The sequence below is a fragment of the Methylobacterium sp. CB376 genome (genome assembly GCF_029714205.1).
Classification (GTDB): domain Bacteria; phylum Pseudomonadota; class Alphaproteobacteria; order Rhizobiales; family Beijerinckiaceae; genus Methylobacterium.
Genome location: NZ_CP121648.1, coordinates 7,212,626 through 7,232,217 on the forward strand (window position 1 = coordinate 7,212,626; position 19,592 = coordinate 7,232,217).

Here is a 19,592-nt window from a genome sequence, read left to right on the forward strand (position 1 = left end):
GCCCGCCGTCCCTGCGTGAGGCCCGACGCTTTGCCGCATCGGGCGGGCCGGGACAAGGGCGCCCCTCTCAGCCCGCCGGCTCCGCGACCGCGAGGGCCGCGACCAGGGAGGCGACCTCCCCGGGCCGCAGGATGTGGCCGCTCGCCGTGATGATCCAGGCGCGGCGCTCGCCCGTCGTCGCGCGGGCGGCCAGCACCGCCTCCCGCAGGGTCACGCACGGGCGCTCGTCGGGTCCGTCGGCCTCCCCGGGCCAGAACAGGAGTTGTACCGGTGCCGTCCAGTCCGTCATGCCCGGCACGAGACCACCCGATTCGGGCGGCCGCGCGGCGGACGCGATCACGGATGCGTGGTCGCGGGCGGGCGACGGTCCTGCCCGGGATCTCGGCCCGTTACCTTGGCCGGGGATCTCGGCCCGGGATCTCGGCCCGCGATCTTGGGCGGGGATCTCGGCCCGCGACCCTCCGTCCCGGCGCGCCGCTCAGTCCTGCATCCGGGCCATCAGCGCGTCCGAGACCGCGAAGTTCACGAAGACGTTCTGGACGTCGTCCTGGTCCTCGATCATCTCGACGAGGCGGATCAGCTTCTCGCCGGTCTCGTCGTCGACCTCGACGGTGTTCTGCGGGCGCCAGACCAGGGCGGTGCGGCGGGGCTCGCCGAAGCGGGCCTCGAGGGCCTTGGCGACCTCCCCGAGGGCGCCGTGCTCGCAGGTGACCTCGTGGCCGCTCTCGTCCGACTTGACGTCGTCGGCGCCCGCCTCGATGGCGGCCTCCAGCATCGCGTCGGCGTCCGCCACCTTCGCGTCGAAGGCGACGAGCCCGACCCGGTCGAACATGAACGAGACCGCGCCCGTCTCGGCGAGGCTGCCGCCGGCCTTGGTGAAGGCCGAGCGCACGTCCGAGGCCGTGCGGTTGCGGTTGTCGGTCTGCGCCTCGACGATCAGCGCCGCCCCGCCCGGGCCGTAGCCCTCGTAGCGGATCTCCTCGTAATTCTCCCCTTCCCCGCCGGTCGCCTTCTTGATCGCGCGCTCGATGTTGTCCTTGGGCATGTTCTCGGCCCGGGCCGCCAGCATCGCGGCGCGCAGGCGCGGGTTCATGGCCGGGTCCGGCACGCCGAGCTTGGCGGCCACCGTGATCTCGCGCGCGAGCTTGCCGAAGACCTTGGAGCGGACCGCGTCGACGCGGCCCTTGCGGTGCATGATGTTCTTGAACTGCGAATGTCCGGCCATGGCACTCCCCGGGGCGACGGGCCTGGCGGAACCTCCGCAGCGGAAGCGCTCGACGCCGGGCCCTCGGTGAAACGGGACCGCGTTATAGAGGGGCTGCCCGCGAAAGCACAATCGGGCGCCCGCGCGGGCCGGTCGAATCCGGCCCGCCCGGATCCCGGCGCCCCGGGCTTCCGCTGCAATGGCTGTATTACCTCAGCGCATGGCCGAACAACACCGTTCCGGCTCCGCCGCGCCGCCCTATGTCTCCGTATCGGAGTGTGGCTGAAGCGTTTCCGTGGTGTAAGACTGTCGCATTCGCTAAAATGAATATTGACGTCTGCATCTCGGGAACGCATGGGGCTGGCACTCTGCGAACCGGAGCATATGAATGCAGGACCAAGATCAAGAAATCGGTCTGATCGAGCAGGCCACGGACATCGTCGCGGCCTACGTGTCGAACAACTCCGTGCCCGTGGCGGACCTGCCGAGCCTGATCAGCGCCGTCCACACCTCGCTCGTGCGGCTCCGCAACCCCGCCCCGGCCGAGCCGGAGAAGCCGGTCCCGCTGATGCCGATCAAGAAGACGATCACGCCGGACTTCCTGATCAGCCTGGAGGACGGGCGCCAGTACAAGTCGCTGAAGCGTCACCTCTCGACCCGGGGGCTGACGCCCGAGCAGTACCGGCAGAAGTGGGGCCTGCCGCCGGACTACCCGATGGTGGCGGCGAACTACGCCGCGCAGCGGTCGGAACTCGCCAAGTCGAGCGGGCTCGGCCGTCGCCGGGCCTGAGCCGGGGCGCTCCCTCCCCGGCGGCGAGGAGGGAGCGGCCTTCCCGGGGCGCGCCCCGGGCGCCGCCCCCCTCAGGTCACCTCGAACGAGGTCCACAGCCCGGTGTCGAACCGCTCCAGCGCCGTCGCGCTCACGAGCCAGCGGCCGGGATTGTCCGCCAGGAAGGCGATCCGGGCCGTGCGTCCCTCCAGGAGCTGGAACGTGTCGAGCCAGTAGGGCTCCCAGCCGTCGTCGAGCGGGTGCAGCAGCCGGAAGACGTGGCCGTGCAGGTGGAGCGACTGCGGGAAGGCGGTCTGGTTGGTCAGCGCCAGCACCACCACCGAGCCCCGCTTCACCGAGAAGAGCGGCGCCGCGCCGGCCGTCCCGGCCGCCCCGTTCACCGTCCAGATCCGGGCCGGGTCGCCCGCGTAGGCCGGCGGCGCCTCGGGCCTCGCCTTGTCGAGGGTGGCGCCCCCCGCGAGGGTCAGGTCGCGCCGCACCGCGTTCTGGAGCTTGATCTCCGGCGGCAGCAGCGGGTTCTCGCCGATCGCCGCGACGGGCGGGCGGGCCGGCAGCGCCTCCCCCTCCGGCGTCACCACGGCGAGCGGGATTCCCGGCCCGATCAGCGCCGTCACCGTGCCCCCGCCCTCCTTCCCGGAGGGCACGTCGAGGAGCACGTCGTAGCGCGTGCCCGGCGGGAAGGGCAGCGTCGCGCGCAGGGGCTCGAACGTGTCGGTGGGCTGGCCGTCCACCGCGGCCACCCAGACCTTGAGCTTGTCGAAGCGCAGGCGCGTCGCCCGCGCGTTGCAGGCATTGGCGAGCCGCAGCCGCAGCCGCGCCCCCGGCGGCGCCGCGATCGCCTCCGGCCCCGGCCGCCCGTTCACCGTGAGCGTGTTGCCGAGCCGCCCGGAACTCGCCGCGAAGGGCAGCGGCCCGAAACCCGCGAGCGTCCCGTCCGGCTCGAGCCGCCAGTCCTGCAGGACGAGCGGCACGTCCCGGTCGACGACGGGGGGCTTGGCCTCCTCCACCACCAGCAGCCCGGCGAGGCCGCGCCCGGCCGGCTCGCTCGCGCCGCCCACGACCAGCGGCCGGATCAGCGCAGTGCCCGCGTCCGGCGGCGTGAAGGCGTAGAGGAAGCTCGCCCCCGGGGCGACCGGCGCCTGCGTGACGCCGCCGACCCCGTCCATGGCGTTGGCGTTGCGCACCCCGTGCCAGTGCAGCGAGAGCGGCTTGTCGGTGCGGTTGTCGAGGCGCAGCCGCACGGCCTCGCCGCGCTTCACCCGCAGCACCGGCGGCACCGATCGGCCGTCGAAGGCCCAGACCGGCGTCTCCGCGGGCGCGTCGGGCCGCAGCCGGGCGGTGGCCGGCGCCGCCGTCAGGATCCGGGGTTCCGGCGCCGGAGCCGGGCCTCCCGGCGCGGCCCCCGGCCCGGCCGGCTGGGGCGCCTGCGCGCGGGGACGGGCGGGCACCAGGGCGAGGGCGGCGCCCGCGAGGAGCGCCCGGCGCGTGGGCGGGGAGGACGGCGTCATGACACCTCGGCAGGTTGCGGTTGCGGGCCGGCGCGGCGCTGGCCTTGTAGCGGGCGCCGCCCGGGCAGGCGAGCGCCCCCGAAAATCGCCCCCGGCGCGGCCCCCGGGCGGTTCCGGCGGCGGCCCAAAATTCTTGCTGCGCGCCCGCGAGACCATGCTATAGAGCGCCGCCCGAGCGCCGCGGCGATCCCGGGCGCGCGCGTTGCGGGCGTGGCGGAACTGGTAGACGCGCTGGATTTAGGTTCCAGTGACGAGAGTCGTGGGGGTTCGAGCCCCTCCGCCCGCACCATTCCGCCGGGCTTTCGGCGCCGCGGGGGACATCCGCCGCAAGGCGACACGACGGTTTGGCTTTTCACATCAGGGCCGGCCCGCCAGACTGACGGTTTCCGTCGCACGGTGCCTCTCGACGCCGTCCGGAACCCGCGGGCGGACCGGATTCGAAAGAGGCGGAACGACGACGATGCAGGTGACCGAGACCAAGTCCGAGGGGCTGAAGCGCGAGTTCCAGGTGGTGCTCGCCGCGGCCGAACTCGAGGATCGGCTGACGACCGAACTCGCCGGCATGAAGGACAAGGTCCAGCTGAAGGGCTTCCGCCCCGGCAAGGTGCCGGTCGCCCATCTGCGCCGGGTCTACGGCCGCTCGATCATGGCCGACGTCGTCCAGAACGCCGTCAACGAGGCCAACCAGAAGATCCTCGAGGAGAACAAGCTCAAGCTCGCCCTCGAGCCGCAGATCAAGATGCCGGAGGACAAGGCCGAGATCGAGAAGGCCCTCGACGCCAAGGCCGACCTCGCCTTCCAGGTCGCCCTCGAGGTGATGCCGACCTTCGAGCTGCAGGACCATTCCGACATCACGGTGACGAAGCCGGTCGCCACGGTCTCCGACGAGGAGGTCGAGACCGCGCTCAAGCGCATGGCCGAGCAGAGCCGCTCCTACGCCGACCGCCCCGAGGGCAGCGCCGCCGAGACCGGCGACCGCGTCGTCATCGACTTCGTCGGCCGCATCGGCGGCGAGACCTTCGAGGGCGGCAGCGCCGAGGATGCCGACCTCGACCTCGGCTCGAACACCTTCATCCCGGGCTTCGAGGACCAGCTCCTCGGCGCCAAGGCGGGCGAGGCCCGCACCGTCACGGTGACCTTCCCGGAGGGCTACCCGGCCGAGCACCTCGCCGGCAAGGAGGCGGTGTTCGACGTTACCGTGAAGGCCGTGAAGGCGCCCGGCGAGGCCCAGATCGACGACGAGCTCGCCAAGACCTTCGGGCTGGAGAACCTCGACGCGCTCAAGGACGCCGTGCGCAAGTCGCTCGCCAACGAGCTCGACGCGCAGTCGCGCCGCCGGGTCAAGAAGGCGCTCCTCGACGCGCTCGACGCCCGCTACGCCTTCGACCTGCCCCCGACCCTGGTGCACCAGGAATTCGCCGCGGTCTGGGCGCAGGTCGAGGCCGACCTGAAGTCCCGCGGCAAGACCTTCGAGGACGAGGGCACCACCGAGGAGAAGGCGCAGGGCGAGTACCGCCGCATCGCCGAGCGCCGGGTGCGCCTCGGCCTGGTCCTTGCGCAGGTGGGTGAGACGGCCGATATCAAGGTGCCGGACGAAGAGGTGAATCAGGCGCTGATCGCCCGGCTGCGCCAGTTCCCCGGGCAGGAGCGCGAGGTCTACGACTTCTACCGCAAGAACCCGCAGGCGATGGCCGAACTGCGCGCTCCCCTGTTCGAGGAGAAGGTGGTTGACCACGTCCTCGGTCAGGTCAAACTCGTCGAGGAGCCCGTCTCCAAGGAGGCGCTCTTCGCCGACGACGAGGACGAGGCGGCCGAGGCCGCCGCGCCCGCGTCCGAGGCCGGGGCCTCCAAGGGGGTGATCTCCGAGGGGGTGATCTCCGAGGGCTCCGCGCCCAGCCACGAGACCGGCGCGGCCTGATCCGGCCCGCGGCCCTGACAGGGGCGGCGGACCGGACGACCCGCGGGCTCACCGATTCGCCGTGACCCCGGCCGCAGCGGCGCGGCCGGGCCTACCAGAACCAGGGCCACCCGATGAGAGACCCCGTCGAATTCTACAACAGCGCGCTCGTCCCCATGGTGGTCGAGCAGTCGAGCCGCGGCGAGCGCGCCTTCGACATTTACTCGCGCCTGTTGCGCGAGCGCATCATCTTCCTGACCGGGCCGGTCGAGGACTACTCCGCCTCGCTCATCGTGGCGCAGCTGCTGTTCCTCGAAGCCGAGAACCCGAAGAAGGAGATCTCCTTCTACATCAACTCGCCGGGCGGCGTGGTCACGTCGGGCCTGTCGATCTACGACACGATGCAGTTCATCCGCTGCCCGGTGGCGACGCTCTGCGTCGGGCAGGCGGCCTCGATGGGCTCGCTGCTCCTCGCCGCGGGCGAGCCGGGCCACCGCTTCGCGCTGCCGAACGCGCGCATCATGGTCCACCAGCCCTCCGGCGGCTTCCAGGGCCAGGCCACCGACATCCTGATCCACGCCCGCGAGATCGAGGCGCTGAAGCGCCGCCTCAACGAGATCTACGTGAAGCACACCGGCCGCGACTACGACGCGATCGAGCAGGGGCTGGAGCGCGACAATTTCATGACAGCCGACGCCGCCAAGGAGTGGGGCCTCATCGACGAGGTGCTGCAGAAGCGGGCGGAGACGCCCGCCGCCTGAGCCGGGACGCCGACCGCCCATCCGGGGGCCCGCCCGGAACGGGCCGGGGCCCTGGCGGATTAACCACCCCGCGGGCGATGCGGCCTTTTGGCGAGGCCGCGTCGCTTTCGCGGGATTGATCCGGAGGTGGCTGCGTGTTTGCATCAGCGTTCTGCGTCGGACACCCGACGCACGTGCGGCGAAGGCGGTGACTGTTTCTTTAGTCGGGTGTCACTATCTAGAGGGACGCGGCCTCGCCCTCGCGGCGTGGGCCCGTCGGGGACTTGGAGACCCATATGAGCAAGGCTGGCGGCAACGACTCGAAGAGCACGCTGTACTGCTCGTTCTGCGGCAAGAGCCAGCACGAAGTCCGCAAGCTGATCGCGGGACCGACCGTCTTCATCTGCGATGAGTGCGTCGAGCTGTGCATGGACATCATCCGCGAGGAATCGAAGTCCTCGCTGGTGAAGTCGCGGGACGGCGTACCGACCCCGAAGGAAATCCGTCGCGTCCTCGACGATTACGTGATCGGGCAGGATTTCGCCAAGAAGGTGCTGTCGGTCGCGGTGCATAATCACTACAAGCGGCTGGCGCACGCGGCGAAGCACAACGACGTCGAGCTCGCGAAGTCCAACATCCTGCTGATCGGGCCGACCGGTTCCGGCAAGACGCTGCTGGCGCAGACGCTCGCCCGGATCCTCGACGTGCCCTTCACGATGGCGGATGCGACGACGCTGACCGAGGCCGGCTACGTTGGCGAGGACGTCGAGAATATCATCCTTAAGTTGCTCCAGGCCTCCGACTACAACGTGGAGAGGGCCCAGCGCGGCATCGTCTACATCGACGAGATCGACAAGATCTCGCGCAAGTCCGACAATCCGTCGATCACCCGCGACGTGTCGGGCGAGGGCGTGCAGCAGGCCCTGCTGAAGATCATGGAGGGCACGGTGGCGAGCGTGCCGCCCCAGGGCGGACGCAAGCACCCGCAGCAGGAATTCCTGCAGGTCGACACCACCAACATCCTGTTCATCTGCGGCGGCGCCTTCGCGGGGCTGGAGCGGATCATCTCGGCCCGGGGCAAGGGCACCTCGATCGGCTTCGGCGCCACCGTCCAGGCCCCGGACGACCGCCGCACCGGCGAGATCTTCCGGGCCGTCGAGCCCGAGGACCTGCTGAAGTTCGGGCTCATTCCCGAATTCGTCGGCCGCCTGCCGGTGCTCGCCACCCTGGAGGACCTCGACGAGACCGCCCTCAAGCGGATCCTGCAGGAGCCCAAGAACGCCCTGGTCAAGCAGTACCAGCGGCTGTTCGAGATGGAGAACGTCGACCTCACCTTCCAGGAGGAGGCGCTGACGCTCGTCGCCCGCAAGGCAATCGAGCGCAAGACCGGCGCCCGCGGGCTGCGCTCGATCCTGGAGAGCATCCTGCTGGAGACGATGTACGACCTGCCGGGCCTCGACTCGGTCGAGCAGGTGGTCATCGGCCCCGAGGTGGTCGAGGGCAAGGCGAGGCCCCTCTACATCCACGGGGACCGCGCCAAGGACGCCCCGGCGAGCGTCAGCGCCTGAGCCCTCCGAAGGCCGCCGCGCCGCGGCGGCCTTGCGCGTCTCGAGTTCCCATGTCGAGTTCCCATGCGGCCGGGGTGGCACGGCGCTTGAAAGTCGCAGCGCCGGAAACCACCTGAGAGCAGAACGCGGCGGCCGCATGCTCACTCGGAGGTGCGGTGCCGCGGCCCGGCCGCCACTCCCTCCGACCCCTGCGGCCCGGTCGGCCCCCCGTTCCGCGTGCTTTCCCCTGATCCTCGAAGGCGCGGAGCGTCGGGAGTCACCATCAAGGAAGTCAGTCAATGACCCAGCCGAAATCGCGCCAGCCCGTCGTTCCCGGGTCGACCGGGACCTACGCGGTCCTGCCGCTGCGCGACATCGTGGTCTTCCCGCACATGATCGTCCCGCTCTTCGTGGGACGCGAGAAGTCGATCCGGGCGCTCGAAGAGGCCGTGCGCGCCGACCGGCACATCCTGCTCGCCACCCAGGTCAACGCCACCGACGACGACCCGGCGACGGACGCGATCTACACGATCGGCACCCTCGCCTCGGTGCTCCAGCTGCTCAAGCTCCCGGACGGCACCGTGAAGGTGCTGGTGGAGGGCGCGGGCCGGGCCAAGATCCGCAGCTTCGTGCGCTCCGACGAGTACTACGCCGCGGAGGCCGAGGCCCTGCCGAACGACCTCGGCGACCGCATCGAGGCCGAGGCCCTGGCCCGCTCGGTGATCTCGGAATTCGAGAACTACGTCAAGCTGAACAAGAAGATCTCCCCCGAGGTGGTCTCGGCGGTGATCCAGATCGACGAGCCCTCCAAGCTCGCCGACACGGTCGCCTCGCACCTCGCGGTCAAGATCTCCGACAAGCAGGCGATCCTCGAGATCCCGACCGTCGCCGAGCGGCTGGAGCGCGTGCTCTCGCTCATGGAGAGCGAGATCTCGGTGCTCCAGGTCGAGAAGCGCATCCGCACCCGCGTCAAGCGGCAGATGGAGAAGACCCAGCGCGAGTACTACCTGAATGAGCAGATGAAGGCCATTCAGAAGGAACTCGGCGACGAGGACGGCCGCGACGAGCTGGCCGAGCTCGAGGACAAGATCGAGAAGACCAAGCTGTCGAAGGAGGCCCGCGACAAGGCGATGGCGGAGCTGAAGAAGCTGCGCCAGATGTCGCCGATGTCGGCCGAGGCGACGGTGGTGCGCAACTACCTCGACTGGATGCTGGGCATCCCGTGGGGCAAGCGCTCGAAGATCAAGAAGGACCTCGTCGGCGCGCAGAATCTGCTCGATTCCGATCACTTCGGGCTCGACAAGGTCAAGGAGCGCATCGTCGAGTACCTCGCGGTCCAGCAGCGCGCCAACAAGCTGACCGGCCCGATCCTGTGCCTCGTCGGACCGCCCGGCGTCGGCAAGACCTCGCTCGGCAAGTCGATCGCCAAGGCCACGGGGCGCGAGTTCGTGCGCATGTCGCTCGGCGGCGTGCGTGACGAGGCCGAGATCCGCGGTCACCGCCGGACCTATATCGGCTCGATGCCCGGCAAGATCGTCCAGTCGATGCGCAAGGCCAAGACCTCGAACCCGCTCATCCTGCTCGACGAGATCGACAAGATGGGCATGGACTTCCGCGGCGACCCGTCCGCGGCGCTGCTCGAGGTGCTGGATCCGGAGCAGAACGCCAGCTTCAACGACCATTACCTGGAGGTCGATTACGACCTCTCGAACGTGATGTTCGTGACGACGGCGAACACGCTCAACATCCCGCCGGCCCTGCTCGACCGCATGGAGGTGATCCGCATCGCCGGCTACACCGAGGAGGAGAAGCTCGAGATCGCCCGCCGCCACCTGATCCCGAACGCGCTCAAGAAGCACGGTCTGGCTGAGAAGGAATGGTCGATCGACGATGACGGGCTGCTGCTGCTGATCCGCCGCTACACCCGCGAGGCGGGCGTGCGCAACCTGGAGCGCGAGCTCTCGAACCTGATCCGCAAGGCGGTCAAGGAGATCCTGATCTCCAAGGTCGTCCGGGTGGCGGTGACGGACGAGAACCTCGACACGTTCCTGGGCCCGGCGCGCTTCCGCTACGGCGAGGTGGAGACGGACGATCAGGTCGGCGTGGTCACGGGCCTGGCCTGGACCGAGGTCGGGGGCGAGCTGCTCACGATCGAGGGCGTCATGATGCCCGGCAAGGGCAAGATGACGGTCACCGGCAACCTGCGCGACGTGATGAAGGAATCGATCTCGGCGGCGGCGTCCTACGTCCGCTCGCGGGCCGTCGATTTCGGCGTCGAGCCGCCGCTGTTCGAGCGCCGGGACATCCACGTCCACGTGCCGGAGGGGGCGACCCCGAAGGACGGGCCCTCGGCCGGCATCGCCATGGCGACGGCGATCGTCTCGGTCATCACCGGCATCCCGGTGCGCCGCGACATCGCCATGACCGGCGAGGTCACGCTGCGGGGCCGCGTGCTCCCGATCGGCGGGCTGAAGGAGAAGCTCCTGGCGGCGCTGCGGGGCGGCATCAAGACGGTGCTGATCCCCGAGGAGAACGCCAAGGACCTCGCCGACATCCCGGCGAGCGTGAAGAACGGGCTGGAGATCGTGCCGGTCTCGCGCATGGACCAGGTGCTGCAGAAGGCCCTGGTGCGGCTGCCGGAGGCGATCGAGTGGGACGAGACGCTCCCCGCCACGCCGGCCCGGGGCGAGGACGACGCCTCGGGGCTGGTCGCCCACTGACGGCCGCGGCGCCGATCTGAGCGGATGAGAAGGGCCCCGGACGGTGACGTCCGGGGCCCTTCCGCTTGAACGGGTGCGGGCGCGCCGCGCAGGCTTGTGATCCGGGATCCGCTTTGATCAAGCGGATCCCGGATCACGCCCCCGGAGGCTCCCAGCCCAGCAGCCCGGCCAGCACCCGGGGCATCAGCTCCGGCAGGTCCTCGGCGATCAGCCCCGGCCCGTGCCGCCGCCCCGCCTCGGCATGCATCCAGACCGCCGCGCAGGCCGCCTCGAAGGCCGGCATCCCCTGGGCGAGGAGCCCCGTCACCAGCCCGGTGAGCACGTCGCCCGAGCCGGCCGTGCCCAGGTAGGGCGTGCCGTTGCGGTTGATCGCCGCCCGTCCGTCCGGCGCGGCGATCACCGTGTCGGCGCCCTTGAAGACCAGGACCGCGCCGAGGAAGGAAGAGGCCGCCCGCGCGCGCTCCAGCTTGGAGCCCGGCGGCACCGCCGCGACGTCGTCGAACAGGCGCCCGAACTCCCCCGCGTGCGGGGTCAGCACCGCCCGGGCGCCGCCGTCGCGCAGGTGCCGGGCGAGGTCCCCGGCGCGGCCCTTGAAGCTCGTGAGCGCGTCCGCGTCGAGCACCAGGGCGCGGCCCGCCTCCGCGGCCACCCGCACGATGTTGCGCGTGGCGCCCCCGGTGCCGAGGCCCGGCCCCGCCGCGATGGCGTTGAGGCGCTCGTCCACGAGCAGGTCCTCGAGGTCATCCGCCCCGTTGCAGACCCGCAGCATCACCGCGGTGAGCTGGGCCGCGTTCTCGGCCAGCGCCGCCTGGGGCGAGACCAGCGTGACGAGCCCGGCCCCGATCCGCAGCGCGCCGCGCGCCGCCAGCCGCGCCGCGCCCGTGCGGGTCGCCGGTCCCGAGACCACGACGGCGTGGCCCCGCGTGTATTTGTGGCTGGCCTCGGTCAGCCGCGGCAGCTGGGCGCGCCAGAGGTCCGGCCCGTTCGCGAAGGTCCGGGCCCCGAGCCCCGCCACGACCGCGTCCGGGATGCCGATCTCGGCGAGCGTCACCGGCCCGCACAGGGCGCGGCCCGGCAGCAGCAGGTGCCCCGGCTTGAGCCGCGCGAAGGTCACGGTCTCGCTCGCCTGGACGGCGACGCCGCGCGGCGCGCCGCTGTCGCCGTCGAGGCCGGAGGGCACGTCGACCGCCAGCACCGGCACGCCCGCGCCGTTCACCCGCTCGATCAGGGCCCTCGCCTCCCCGTCGACCGGTCGCGACAGGCCGGCGCCGAACAGGGCGTCGATCACGAGGTCGAACCCGGCCGGATCCGCCGCCGCGGCCTCCCCGACCGCCCCGCCCCACTCCGCCGCCGCCCGGGCCGCGTCGCCCGAGAGCGCGTCGCGGCTGCCGAGCAGCGCCACCGCGACGCCGCGCCCCGCCGCCGCCAGCCGCGCGGCCGCCACGAAACCGTCGCCGCCGTTGTTGCCCGGCCCGCACAGGACCAGGATCCGGGTGCCGGGCGGCGTCCGCGCCAGCGCCCGCGCGGCCACCGCCTCCCCGGCCCGGCGCATCAGCGCGAAGCCCTCGGTCCCCGCCGCGATCGTCGCCGCGTCGGCCCGACGCATCTCCGCATTGGTCAGCAGCTCGGTCATCGCCATACCGGCCTTCCCCCGACATCCAGGCAGGTCTCAGGACGCAGCAGCTGCACAACAATCGCGCAGGATGCGCCTTTTCGTTGAGCACTTCTCACGGCACGCCCTGGAAATCCTCGTGGCGGTCGTCGCGGCGCGATGGTAGGAATGCGGCCGGAACCGTTGCAGAATCAGGCCCGCCCGGCATGAAGAAGATCGAAGCGATCATCAAGCCCTTCAAGCTCGACGAGGTGAAGGAAGCCCTCCAGGAGGTCGGCCTCCAGGGGATTACGGTGATCGAGGCGAAGGGATTCGGCCGCCAGAAGGGCCACACCGAACTCTACCGCGGCGCGGAGTACGTGGTCGATTTCCTCCCCAAGGTGAAGCTCGAGATCGTGCTGCCCGACCACCTCGTGGACGGGGCGGTTGACGCCATCCGCAAATCCGCGCAGACCGGCCGCATCGGCGACGGGAAGATCTTCGTGTCGTCGATCGAGGAGGCCATCCGGATCCGCACGGGTGAAACGGGCGCCGACGCGATCTGATTTCCCTTGACCGTCTGACCTCCTCCCGGAATGAGATGGCGCGGCCGCGCGTGCGGTCCGCGGCGTTGCGACGGCCGCGTGCCGGCACTAGGAAGGGGTCCAAACGGAATGGCCAAGACCGCCACGGAAGTCCTTAAGGAAATCAAGGACAACGACGTCAAGTACGTCGACTTCCGCTTCACCGATCCGCGCGGCAAGTGGCAGCACGTCACCTTCGACGTGTCGCTCGTGGACGAGGACATCTTTGCGGAAGGCACGATGTTCGACGGCTCGTCGATCGCCGGCTGGAAGGCGATCAACGAATCCGACATGCTGCTGATGCCCGACCCGGCGACCGCCTGCATGGACCCGTTCTTCTCGGCCGCGACGATGTCGATCGTCTGCGACGTGCTGGAGCCGTCCACCGGCGAGCCCTACGGCCGCGATCCCCGCAGCATCGCCAAGAAGGCCGAGGCCTTCGTGAAGGCGAGCGGGATCGGCGACACCATCTTCGTCGGGCCCGAGGCCGAGTTCTTCGTCTTCGACGACGTCCGCTTCTCGGCAGATCCCTACAATACCGGCTTCAAGCTCGACTCGATCGAGCTGCCGATCAACGGCCAGACCGAGTACGAGGGCGGCAACCTCGGTCACCGGGTCCAGACCAAGGGCGGCTACTTCCCGGTTCCGCCGCAGGATTCGGCCCAGGACATGCGCGGCGAGATGCTGGCCGCCATGCAGTCGATGGGCGTCAAGGTCGAGAAGCATCACCACGAGGTGGCGAGCGCGCAGCACGAACTCGGGATGAAATTCGACACGCTGACGCTGATGGCCGACCAGATGCAGATCTACAAGTACTGCATCCACAACGTCGCCCAGAGCTACGGCAAGACCGCTACCTTCATGCCCAAGCCGGTCTACGGCGACAACGGTTCGGGCATGCACGTCCACCAGTCGATCTGGCGGGAAGGCAAGCCGGTCTTCGCCGGCAACAAGTATGCCGACCTGTCGCAGGAGTGCCTGTACTACATCGGCGGCATCATCAAGCACGCCAAGGCGCTCAACGCCTTCACCAACCCGTCGACGAACTCGTACAAGCGGCTGGTGCCGGGCTACGAGGCGCCGGTGCTGCTGGCCTACTCGGCCCGCAACCGCTCCGCCTCCTGCCGCATCCCGTGGACGACCTCGCCGAAGGCCAAGCGCGTCGAGGTGCGCTTCCCCGACCCGATGGCGAATCCCTACCTCGCCTTCGCGGCCATGCTGATGGCGGGGCTCGACGGGATCATCAACAAGATCGATCCCGGTCCGGCCATGGACAAGGACCTCTACGACCTGCCCCCGGCGGAGCTCAAGGAGATCCCGACCGTCTGCGGCTCGCTGCGCGAGGCGCTGACCTCGCTCGATGCCGACCGCGAGTTCCTCAAGGCCGGCGGTGTCTTCAACGACGACTTCATCGACTCCTTCATCGAGCTGAAGATGACCGAGGTGCTGCGCTTCGAGATGACGCCGCATCCGATCGAGTTCGTGCACTACTACTCGCTCTGATCCGCCAGGGATCGGGTTGATCGAGGGGCCGGAGCGATCCGGCCCCTTCTTTGTTTGGTCCGCCGATCGACGCCGGGACGGCGCGGCCGGCCGCGCCTGAGCTTGAATTCAGGCACTGTCGATTGACTGTGCGATAAGTTGTCTTGTTGCTGTGCGGTGCAAGATTTAAAGTATTCGATGTGTCATCTTATCGTTGCCGAAAATTCCTGTCTCGGTAATCGTATACGATCTCTTAAGATAATTGATGCCTTTATTGGCACGCACTCGATTGACTCAAGGGGAAGACGATGCGGCTCACGCTCAAGGTCGTCCTGGCTGGTTTGTTCGGGATCTCTCTGCTCTGCGCGGTCGTGGCTGGCGTGACGACCCAGCTCACTCTCGACACGATCGGCGCCAAGATGGACACTTTGCTCATAGACTCGATGCCGTCGATGAGCAAAGCCAATGATATTAATACTCTACTCCTTCGTGTAAGAACGACCGAACTTCGTTTCGTCGTCGCCGACAATGAGACCGCGCGGGAGGTCGACCTCGCGCTGCACAGGCAGCTCTCCGCGGAGCGGGATAAGGCGATCGAGGAGTACAAGCCGCTGATCGCCGGCCAGCGCGAGCGGGCGGAGTACGACCTCATGGCCGAGAAGATCGCGATCGTGCGCCAGGACTGGGAGCGGCTGCGCTCCTACAAGCTCGATGAACAGAGCGCGGCGTTGGCCTATTTTCGCGGCCAAGGCTTCGAGAACTTCCAGGACGCCGCGGCTGTCGTGCGCAAGCTCGTGGAGTTGAACAACCACGTCGGGGTGGCGGCAGGCCAGGCCGTGCGGGAGGCGCAGACCAGCGCGGCGCGCACCATGATGGCCGTCTCGGCGGTCAGCGTCCTCCTGGCCTGCGGCGCGATGGCGTTCTCGTTCCTGGGCGTGTCGCGCCCGATCGAGCGCATGACGGCCGCCATGGGCCGCCTCGCCGCCGGCGACGCCGCGACCGAGGTTCCCTACCGGCACCGCCGCGACGAGATCGGCGCCATGGCGGGGGCCCTGCAGGTGTTCCGCGACAACCTGATCCGCAGCCGCGCGCTCGAGGAGGAGACTGCCCTCGCCCGCGCCTCGGCCGAGGAGCAGCGCCGCGCCGGCATGCGCCAGATGGCGGACGGGTTCGAGGCGGCGGTGGGCGGCATCGTCGCGCAGCTCTCCGGCTCCGCCGCGACGCTGCAGACCACCGCCGACGCGATGACAGCGACGGCGGGCGTGACCGCCAGCCAGTCGAGCAACGTGGCGGTGGCGGCCGAGCAGGCGGCCTCGAACGTGAACACGGTGGCGGCCGCCGCCGAGGAACTGGGCACCTCGGTCGAGGAGATCGGCCGGCAGGTCCAGGGCGCGACGCATCTGGCGCGGGCGGCGGTGCAGGAGGCCGACCTGACCACGCAGCTGGTGCAGGCCCTGAGCCAGGCGGCGAGCCGGATCGGCGACATGGTCGGGCTGATCACCTCGATCGCCAGCCAGACCAACCTTCTTGCCCTGAACGCGACCATCGAGGCGGCGCGCGCCGGTGCGGCGGGGCGCGGCTTCGCGGTGGTGGCCGCCGAGGTGAAGGAGCTCGCCAGTCAGACCGCGAAGGCCACCGAGGAGATCTCGGCCCAGATCGGCCAGATTCAGGCGGCGACGGGCCAGGCGGTGTCGGCGATCGGCACGATCACCGATCGGATCCGGGAGATCAACGAGGTCGGCGCCGGGATCGCGGCGGCGGTGGAGGAGCAGGGGGCGGCGACGCGGGAGATCGTGCGCAACGTGGCGCAGGCCGCGGCGGGCACCTCGGAGGTGACGGTGAACATCGCCGGGGTGGCGGGGGCGGCCGGGGAGACCGGCACTGCGGCGAAGGAGGTCCTGACTGCGGCCTCCGCCCTGTCGCAGCAGGCGGAGCATCTCGGGCAGGAGGTCGCGCACTTCCTGTCGACGGTGCGGGCGGCCTGACGGCGCTCGGCGGGTCGGCCCGGACGGTCCCCTTCCCGGGGCGCCGCCCGCCCGGGGCGCCGCGGGCGCGTCAATGCGCCTCCACCGGTCCGCCGGCCCGCGCCGGCTTGCGCAGCACGGCCACCACCGCGAGGCTCAGCACCAAGCTCGCGCCCACCAGCCAGAACCCGTCCGCGTAGGCCATCACGGTGGCCTCGCGGCGCACCTGCCGGGCCAGCATCGCCAGCGCCGCCCCCTTGGCGGCCGTCGGGTCGGGCATGTGAGCGTGCAGCCCCGCCGCCAAAGCCGCGAGGCGCTCCTGCGTGCGCGTCCCGTTGCGGGTGATCGCCTCGGCCAGCACCGAGAAGTGCAGGTGCTCGCGCCGGTCGATCACCGTCGAGAGCATCGCGATGCCGATCGAGCCGCCGAGGTTGCGCATCATGTTCGACAGGGCGGAGGCGTCCGCCGTGTCGCGCGGGGCGAGGCCGGCCGTCGAGAGCTGCGAGAGCGGGATCGTGAACAGCGGCTGGCCGATCGCCCGCAGCAGCTGCGGCAGGATCAGCTGGTCCATCCCGACGTCGTGGCTCAGCCCGACATTGATCCAGCAGCTCGCGACAAAGAACAGCGTGCCGGCGATGACGAGAAGCCGGGCGTCGACGGCCCGCATGATCAGCGGCATCGCGGGGAACAGGAGCAGCTGCGGCAGGCCCGACCACATCACGACGGTGCCGATCTGCTGCGCGTTGTAGCCCTGGATCTGCGCGCAGTAGAGCGGGATGATGTAGATCGAGCCGAACGAGACGGCGCCGAGCACGGTCATCAGCAGGCAGGCGCCGCCGACCGAGCGGTGGGCCAGCACGCGCAGGTTGATGAAGGGTCGCTCCGCCGTGAGTTCGCGGATGATGAAGCCGGCGATGCCGCCCGCCGCCAGCAGCGCGGCCTCGACGATCACCGGCGAGCCGAACCAGTCCTTGCGCTGCCCCTCCTCCAGCACGAAGGTCAGGGCCGGCAGGCCCGTCGCCATGAAGCCGATGCCGATCCAGTCGCCCCTGAGCAGCTCGCCCCAGCGGGCGGGGACCGGGTCGAAGGCGGCGAGCTGGATTACCACCGCCGCCGGCCCGAACAGCAGGTTGAGGTAGAAGATGTAGTGCCAGGACAGGTGGTCGGTGAGCCAGCCGCCCACGGTCGGGCCGATCGCCGGCGCGAAGGTGGCGGTGAGCCCGAACAGCGCGATGCCCACCGCCTGCTGCGCCCGCGGCAGCCGGGTGCGCACGATCACGATGGCGGTCGGGATCAGCACGCCGCCGGTGAAGCCCTGCCCGGCACGGAAGACGATCATCTGCGGCAGGCTCGTCGAGAGCGCGCAGGCGACCGAGAAGCCGATGAAGAGCAGCGTGTTGGCGGCGAGGTAGCGCCGCAGCCCGATCACCGAGGAAAGCCAGCCGGTGAGCGGGATCACGATGATCTCCGCCATCAGGTAGGCGGTGGAGATCCAGCTCCCCTCCTCGGCCGAGGCGCCGAGCGCGCCCTGGATGTCCGCGAGCGACGCGTTGGTGATCTGGATGTCGAGGATCGCCGTGAAGGCGCCGAGGATCGCCCCGAACACCGCCAGCCAGTCGCGGGCGCTCGCCCGCCCGGCCGCGGTCGCCGCCGCCCCGCTCACCGGGCGAGCGCCTGCCGCGCGGGGCGGGCCGGGGCCGCCGCCTCCGTGTGCACCGTGGCCTCCACCGAGAGGCCCGGCCGCAGGCGCGCGAGGAGCGGGTCGTCGCCGTCGAGGGCGACCCGCACCGGCACCCGCTGCACGACCTTGGTGAAGTTGCCGGTGGCGTTCTCGGGCGGCAGCAGCGCGAATTGCGAGCCGGTGCCCGGCGCGAAGCTCGCGATCCGGCCCTCGAAGGCGTGTCCCCCGTAGGCGTCGACCGTGAAGCTCACCCGCTGGCCCTCCGCCATGGCGCCGACCTGCGTCTCCTTGAAATTCGCCACCAGGTAGATGTCGCGCCCCATCGGCACGATCGTGAGGAGCCCGGTCCCGGCCGGGACGAACTGCCCGACCCGCAGGGCCCGGTCGCCGACCACGCCGTCGATCGGGGCCGTGATCGTGGCGTAGGACAGGGTCAGCCGCGCCTGCTCGACCTTGGCCTCGCCCCCCTCCAGGCTCGCCCGGGCGCTCGTCTCCAGGGCCCGGAAGCTCTCGACCTGCCGCTGCGCCGCGTCGAGGGCGGCCGCCGCCTTGTCGCGCGCGGCCCGGCGCTGGCGCAGGTCCGCGTCGGCCTGCTGCTGGCGCTGCACCGTGCCGGAGCCGCTCTTCACGAGGTCCTGGGTGCGGGCATATTCCTGCTGCGAGAAGGTCAGCGCCGCCTCGGCGTTGACGAGGTCGGCCCGCGCGGAGGCGACCTGCGCCTGCTGCTGCAGGATCGCGGCCGAGACGCCCACGAGCTGCGCCCGGCCCTTCTCGACCTCGGCCTCCGCCTGCTTCAGCGCGACGCGGAATTCGCGATCGTCGAGCCGGGCCAGGACGTCCCCGGCCCGCACGGCCTGGTTGTCGCCCACGCTCACCCCTTCCACGTAGCCGGCGACGCGCGGCGCCACCGTCACCTTGTCGGCCTGCAGGTAGGCGTCGTCGGTGGTCTCGCGGAAGCGCCCGACCGTCCACCAGTGCCAGCCATAGGTGCCGCCGCCCGCCAGGATCAGCAGGGCGAGGAGCGGCACCGCCAGCTGCCGATGGCCCCGGCGGCGCGGCGTCGGCGGCTCAACCGGCGTGGCGGTCTCGAAACTGTCGGTGCGCCGTGCGTCCATGACCCTGGCCAGAATCAAAACCATACTGTATCGTTTTATTAATCGGGCCGAGGCGCGGTGGCAAGGAGGCCGTGGGATGACGAGCGCGGTGACGGAGCGGCCCGACGGCGTGCGGCGCGGCCGCGGCGGACGCCCGACCCGCGAGGAGGCGGCGCGGCGCGACGCGCGGCTCGTCGAGGCGGCGACGCGGCTGTTCATGGAGCGCGGCTTCGAGGGCACCTCCATGGACGCGGTGGCGGAGGCGGCGGGCGTGAGCAAGCCGACGCTCTACGGCCGCTACCGGGACAAGCGGGCCCTGTTCACGGCGGTGCTGCGCGAGCGCGTCGCGGCCTGGCTCGCGCCCCTCTCCGCCGCGGCGGAGGCGCAGGCGCGGCGGGCCGGGCCCGCCGACGTGGAGGGGGTGCTGCACGACCTGAGCCGGGCGCTGCTCGCCGAGGCGACGCTGCCGGGCGCCGAGGCGCTCAAGCGCTGCATCGTCGCGCAGGCGATGGACTTCCCCGAGATCGCGCGGCTCGCCCATGAGGAGGGCTGGCTGCGCGGCGTGCGCGCGGTGGCGGCGCTGCTCGCCGGCTTCGCGGATCGCGGCCAGATCGTGCTGGAGGACCCGGAGATCGCCGCGGACCTCTTCCTCAACCTCGTCCTGGGCCGCCAGTCGCGCCTCGCGCTCTACGGCATCCGGACGGACCCGGAGACGCAGGAGCGCCGGCGGCAGGCCGCCGTCCGCCTGTTCCTGAACGGGGTGCGGGTGCGCTGAGGGCGCCGCCGCGGG

At 70.7% G+C, this 19,592-nt stretch carries 15 protein-coding genes and 1 tRNA gene; 10 read left to right on the plus strand and 6 right to left on the minus strand.

Annotated elements, in window-relative coordinates; translation table 11 throughout:
* Nucleotides 1-67 precede the first annotated feature (67 nt).
* Entirely contained in the window at nt 68-340 is a 273-nt protein-coding gene (locus QA634_RS33210; RefSeq protein ID WP_236728833.1) for a hypothetical protein, read from the minus strand.
* A 138-nt stretch (nt 341-478) separates the two neighbouring features.
* Nucleotides 479-1,225, minus strand: a complete 747-nt coding sequence (locus QA634_RS33215; protein ID WP_012336211.1) for a YebC/PmpR family DNA-binding transcriptional regulator — start codon at nt 1,223-1,225, stop codon at nt 479-481.
* 367 nt (nt 1,226-1,592) lie between these two features.
* Here QA634_RS33215 and QA634_RS33220 point away from each other — a divergent pair, with 367 nt between their 5' ends.
* Nucleotides 1,593-1,994: a MucR family transcriptional regulator gene (locus QA634_RS33220; RefSeq protein ID WP_012336212.1), complete on the plus strand. Its 402-nt coding sequence runs from the start codon at nt 1,593-1,595 to the stop codon at nt 1,992-1,994.
* Nucleotides 1,995-2,065: 71 nt separating this feature from the next.
* Here QA634_RS33220 and QA634_RS33225 read toward each other — a convergent pair whose 3' ends face one another.
* Nucleotides 2,066-3,502, minus strand: coding sequence for a multicopper oxidase family protein (locus tag QA634_RS33225; RefSeq protein ID WP_012336213.1), 1,437 nt, complete (start codon nt 3,500-3,502; stop codon nt 2,066-2,068).
* Nucleotides 3,503-3,706: 204 nt separating this feature from the next.
* Between QA634_RS33225 and QA634_RS33230 the strand changes: the two genes are divergently transcribed.
* The 5 genes from QA634_RS33230 (at nt 3,707) to lon (ending at nt 10,406) form a co-directional block, all read left to right on the plus strand.
* A tRNA-Leu gene (locus tag QA634_RS33230) sits at nt 3,707-3,791 on the plus strand.
* A 171-nt stretch (nt 3,792-3,962) separates the two neighbouring features.
* Nucleotides 3,963-5,420 (plus strand): trigger factor, encoded by a 1,458-nt coding sequence (gene tig, locus QA634_RS33235; RefSeq protein WP_012336214.1) that lies wholly within the window; start codon nt 3,963-3,965, stop codon nt 5,418-5,420.
* A gap of 113 nt (nt 5,421-5,533) precedes the next feature.
* Entirely contained in the window at nt 5,534-6,160 is a 627-nt protein-coding gene (locus QA634_RS33240) for an ATP-dependent Clp protease proteolytic subunit (protein WP_012336215.1), read from the plus strand.
* Nucleotides 6,161-6,435: 275 nt separating this feature from the next.
* Nucleotides 6,436-7,707, plus strand: a complete 1,272-nt coding sequence (gene clpX / locus QA634_RS33245; protein WP_012336216.1) for an ATP-dependent Clp protease ATP-binding subunit ClpX — start codon at nt 6,436-6,438, stop codon at nt 7,705-7,707.
* 278 nt (nt 7,708-7,985) lie between these two features.
* Nucleotides 7,986-10,406 carry an endopeptidase La gene (gene lon / locus QA634_RS33250; RefSeq protein ID WP_012336217.1) on the plus strand — a complete coding sequence of 807 codons (2,421 nt, stop codon included), beginning with the start codon at nt 7,986-7,988 and terminating at the stop codon, nt 10,404-10,406.
* A gap of 133 nt (nt 10,407-10,539) precedes the next feature.
* Here the strand turns inward: lon and QA634_RS33255 are convergent, their stop codons facing one another.
* The gene (locus QA634_RS33255; protein WP_012336218.1) at nt 10,540-12,045 is read right to left on the minus strand and encodes a bifunctional ADP-dependent NAD(P)H-hydrate dehydratase/NAD(P)H-hydrate epimerase; all 1,506 of its coding nucleotides are present in this window, start codon (nt 12,043-12,045) and stop codon (nt 10,540-10,542) included.
* A gap of 179 nt (nt 12,046-12,224) precedes the next feature.
* Between QA634_RS33255 and QA634_RS33260 the strand changes: the two genes are divergently transcribed.
* The 3 genes from QA634_RS33260 to QA634_RS33270 all read left to right on the plus strand — a co-directional run bounded on the left by QA634_RS33260 (nt 12,225) and on the right by QA634_RS33270 (nt 16,048).
* The gene (locus QA634_RS33260) at nt 12,225-12,563 is read left to right on the plus strand and encodes a P-II family nitrogen regulator (protein ID WP_012336219.1); all 339 of its coding nucleotides are present in this window, start codon (nt 12,225-12,227) and stop codon (nt 12,561-12,563) included.
* 108 nt (nt 12,564-12,671) lie between these two features.
* A complete protein-coding gene (gene glnA / locus QA634_RS33265) occupies nt 12,672-14,084 on the plus strand; it encodes a type I glutamate--ammonia ligase (protein WP_012336220.1) in 1,413 nt (470 codons plus the stop codon).
* A gap of 287 nt (nt 14,085-14,371) precedes the next feature.
* Entirely contained in the window at nt 14,372-16,048 is a 1,677-nt protein-coding gene (locus QA634_RS33270) for a methyl-accepting chemotaxis protein (protein WP_012336221.1), read from the plus strand.
* A 70-nt stretch (nt 16,049-16,118) separates the two neighbouring features.
* Here QA634_RS33270 and QA634_RS33275 read toward each other — a convergent pair whose 3' ends face one another.
* Together QA634_RS33275 and QA634_RS33280 are read right to left on the minus strand one after the other, a co-directional pair.
* Nucleotides 16,119-17,690 carry an MDR family MFS transporter gene (locus QA634_RS33275; protein WP_012336222.1) on the minus strand — a complete coding sequence of 524 codons (1,572 nt, stop codon included), beginning with the start codon at nt 17,688-17,690 and terminating at the stop codon, nt 16,119-16,121.
* On the minus strand, nt 17,687-18,823 hold the full coding sequence (locus QA634_RS33280; protein WP_012336223.1) for an HlyD family secretion protein: 1,137 nt from the start codon (nt 18,821-18,823) through the stop codon (nt 17,687-17,689). Before QA634_RS33280 ends, QA634_RS33275 begins: the two co-directional genes overlap by 4 nt.
* Nucleotides 18,824-18,899: 76 nt before the next feature.
* On the opposite strand from QA634_RS33280, the gene QA634_RS33285 reads away from it, so the two are divergent.
* On the plus strand, nt 18,900-19,577 hold the full coding sequence (locus QA634_RS33285) for a TetR/AcrR family transcriptional regulator (RefSeq protein ID WP_012336224.1): 678 nt from the start codon (nt 18,900-18,902) through the stop codon (nt 19,575-19,577).
* Nucleotides 19,578-19,592 lie beyond the last annotated feature (15 nt).

Bases quoted from the DNA above. Each gene is read 5' to 3' on its own strand.
- QA634_RS33215 (WP_012336211.1), bottom strand. From the start codon at position 1,225: ATGGCCGGACATTCGCAGTTCAAGAACATCATGCACCGCAAGGGCCGC.
- QA634_RS33220 (WP_012336212.1), top strand. From the start codon at position 1,593: ATGCAGGACCAAGATCAAGAAATCGGTCTGATCGAGCAGGCCACGGAC.
- QA634_RS33225 (WP_012336213.1), bottom strand. From the start codon at position 3,502: ATGACGCCGTCCTCCCCGCCCACGCGCCGGGCGCTCCTCGCGGGCGCC.
- tig (WP_012336214.1), top strand. From the start codon at position 3,963: ATGCAGGTGACCGAGACCAAGTCCGAGGGGCTGAAGCGCGAGTTCCAG.
- QA634_RS33240 (WP_012336215.1), top strand. From the start codon at position 5,534: ATGAGAGACCCCGTCGAATTCTACAACAGCGCGCTCGTCCCCATGGTG.
- clpX (WP_012336216.1), top strand. From the start codon at position 6,436: ATGAGCAAGGCTGGCGGCAACGACTCGAAGAGCACGCTGTACTGCTCG.
- lon (WP_012336217.1), top strand. From the start codon at position 7,986: ATGACCCAGCCGAAATCGCGCCAGCCCGTCGTTCCCGGGTCGACCGGG.
- QA634_RS33255 (WP_012336218.1), bottom strand. From the start codon at position 12,045: ATGGCGATGACCGAGCTGCTGACCAATGCGGAGATGCGTCGGGCCGAC.
- QA634_RS33260 (WP_012336219.1), top strand. From the start codon at position 12,225: ATGAAGAAGATCGAAGCGATCATCAAGCCCTTCAAGCTCGACGAGGTG.
- glnA (WP_012336220.1), top strand. From the start codon at position 12,672: ATGGCCAAGACCGCCACGGAAGTCCTTAAGGAAATCAAGGACAACGAC.
- QA634_RS33270 (WP_012336221.1), top strand. From the start codon at position 14,372: ATGCGGCTCACGCTCAAGGTCGTCCTGGCTGGTTTGTTCGGGATCTCT.
- QA634_RS33280 (WP_012336223.1), bottom strand. From the start codon at position 18,823: ATGGACGCACGGCGCACCGACAGTTTCGAGACCGCCACGCCGGTTGAG.
- QA634_RS33285 (WP_012336224.1), top strand. From the start codon at position 18,900: ATGACGAGCGCGGTGACGGAGCGGCCCGACGGCGTGCGGCGCGGCCGC.